Source organism: uncultured Clostridium sp., from assembly GCF_910588715.1.
GTDB lineage: Bacteria > Bacillota > Clostridia > Clostridiales > Clostridiaceae > Clostridium.
In genome coordinates this window covers 1-2865 of sequence record NZ_CAJURG010000025.1, presented here as the reverse complement: position 1 = coordinate 2865, position 2865 = coordinate 1, and the positions used below count along the sequence as shown (strand labels likewise).

The 2865-nt window shown below is 28.1% G+C and carries 2 protein-coding genes; both read left to right on the top strand.

Annotated elements, in window-relative coordinates:
• Positions 1 to 29 precede the first annotated feature (29 nt).
• Positions 30 to 1262, top strand: coding sequence for a M50 family metallopeptidase (locus tag QZ321_RS12355; protein ID WP_150837533.1), 1233 nt, complete (start codon positions 30 to 32; stop codon positions 1260 to 1262).
• 19 nt (positions 1263 to 1281) lie between these two features.
• Positions 1282 to 2847, top strand: coding sequence for a spermidine synthase (locus QZ321_RS12350; RefSeq protein ID WP_183080535.1), 1566 nt, complete (start codon positions 1282 to 1284; stop codon positions 2845 to 2847).
• The last annotated feature ends 18 nt before the right edge of the window (positions 2848 to 2865 follow it).

Here is a 2865-nt window from a genome sequence, read left to right as displayed (position 1 = left end):
TGAAATACGTTCAAATAAGGAGTTGATATATGATATACGACTATATAAAAACAATTCGATATGAAGAAGAAAAAATAGAGAATAATGGGTCGAACTACTTTATATTATTTTTACAGAATGGAAAATGTATTAAGATTAATCACACGACAAAAATAATAATAGAGCAGTTCGATGGAAAAAAGACTCTTAAGGAAGTTGTAGATCAACTTAAAGATTTTAATATTTTCCTGACAGAAGAAGAGATAATTTCAATTATTGATAATAAATTGTTGCCAACAGGTGTTTTTGGTGGTGATATCCAAAACGGTCAGGAAAAGGATAACACTAAATTATGGTTTCATCGAAGATTAATTGATGGAGAAAAGTTTGAACAGTTATTAGAAAAAATAAAATTTTTATTTGCCAGACCAGTTGTTCTATTTCATATTCTCTTGTTTGTAGTAGGAGAGATTTATATGTTATTTTTTGGGGGATATGTAGGAATTTTTAATAAATGGGTGAGTCAGGACTGGATACTTTTTATAATAATTTTATTATTTTCTTTTGCTTTTCACGAATTAGGGCACGCTACAGCAGCAAGTTTTTATCAGTGCAAAGTGGGAGGAGTAGGAATTGGATTGTATTTATTTCGTCCTGTATTGTTTACAGATTTAAGTTATATATGGAAATTGAGTAATAAAAAGAGGATGGTTGTAGACTTTGGTGGAATATATTTTCAGATAATATTAATGAATATATTTTTAATAATATTTTATTTTAGTAAAAGTACAGTTTGGGCTGCATTATTACTTTTTTCTATTTTAATTTGTTTGTTTAATCTTAATCCATTTCTTAGATTAGACGGATATTGGATATTATCTGATTATTTGGAAGTTAATAATATTAATAAGTTGGCTTTTATGTATTTAGAGACTATAAAAGCTAGGTTCCTAAAAAAAAGCAGGGAAATAAAACATATACCCAATTTAAGCAATAAAGCAAGAAAAATAATATATGGATATATAGTTTGTTACTTAGTGATAACAGGAGTAGTATTTTTTGTTGGTGCATATATGTGTGTAGAGGTATTGATTCATCCGCTGCAGATAATTGAAAGTATAAATAATCTATTTAACCAAATATACATAAAAGATTATCAGTCCGCAGGTTTGGTATTTTTGTCTTTATGTGTAAGGCTGTTATCATTTGTGTATATATTGTTACTGACTTTAAAGTTAGTTAAAAAGCATATTAGAATAAAGGTGAAACATAAAAACAATTAAGTACGAAAGGAAAATGCTCATGAAAGAGAAGGAAAAAATATTATATTATATAACCTCATTGTTTACGGGATTAGCAACAATGGGAATTGAAACTAGTGCATCTCGTTTATTATCGCCATATTTTGGATCGACTAATCTTATTTGGGCAACAATAATTACTTTAATTATGTTATCTTTATGTTTGGGTAATTATCTTGGTGGAAAATTAGCAGATAAGGAAAAGAATGCAGATAAATTGTATACAGTCATAATAATTTCTGCCATATGGGTGCTTGTAATGCCTTTTTTCTCAAAAATAGTTATTATGGGAAGCGTAATTATTGGTGGATTATTACCGTTTGGAAATGCAATACAAATTGCATCAGTATTATCTTGTTTAATACTTTTTACATTTCCCCTTACTTTGTTAGGAATGGTGTCACCATATTTAGCAAAGTTATGTATTAATGACCTAAAACTAACAGGAAAAGTAATTGGAAATATATCTGTATGGAATACAGTTGGAAGTATTATTGGAACGATACTTCCAACATTTGTTTTGATACCCTTGATAGGAGTTAAATTCTCGTTTTTGTTATTTGGTATTATGTTATTGGCATTATGTGTATGCTACTTTATTGTCGCTAAAAAAAATAAAAAAAAGAAACTGCTTGCAACTTCAATAATTATTGCGATTGTTATGTTGGCTTCTACAAATAAAAGTTTAGCCTTAGATGCTGTAATTTATGAGGAGGAATCTATATACAATTATATAGGTGTTAATCAAGAAGAAGAAGCATTATCATTAAAAACAAATGTTTTCTTTGGCTCACAATCTGTTAAGAATATAGATCAAAACAAACTAACGGGACTCTATTATGATTATTTTGTAACATTTCCTCTTTTTTGTAAAGATTTTGAAGAATTAGAAGATGAGAAGTTAGAGATATTAATTTTGGGTTACTGTGCAGGAACAGGGGCAGATGTTTTGCGTAAGGAATATGATATTAATGTAACCGGAATTGAAATTGATGATAAAATTATAGAAGTTGCCCAAAAATATTTTTGGGATGGTGAAATAAAAGACAATATTATCATTGATGATGGAAGAAATTATTTGCAAAATTGCGATAAGAAGTATGATCTGGTTATTATAGATGTATATCAGAATATTTCGATACCAGTAAATTTCACCTCAACAGAATTTTTTGGTTTGTGTAATAAAGTTTTGAAAGACGATGGAATTATAGCTATGAATATTGGGTTGGGTAATTCTACAGATTCAAAATTAGTTCAATGTTTAGGTCAGACTTTAAAAAAGAACGTTCAAAATGTATATGCTTATAAGACGCCAATTGATAATAATGTTCTAATTATAGGTGGTAATAGTATTTCCGATTTGCATCAATTTAATGAGAACCTAGATAAAATTTCCGATATTACTAATTTTGAAGTATGCCTTGGAATGAAAAATAATTTGGTTGAAATTAACGAGACTAAAATGATATTAACTGATGATTTGAATAATATAGAGTTATTAGAGCAAGAGCAATTTAATAAGATTATTAGAGAAGAACTCCACATAGAATTTGTGGGTAATGAATAATAGATTTAAGGGTAATAC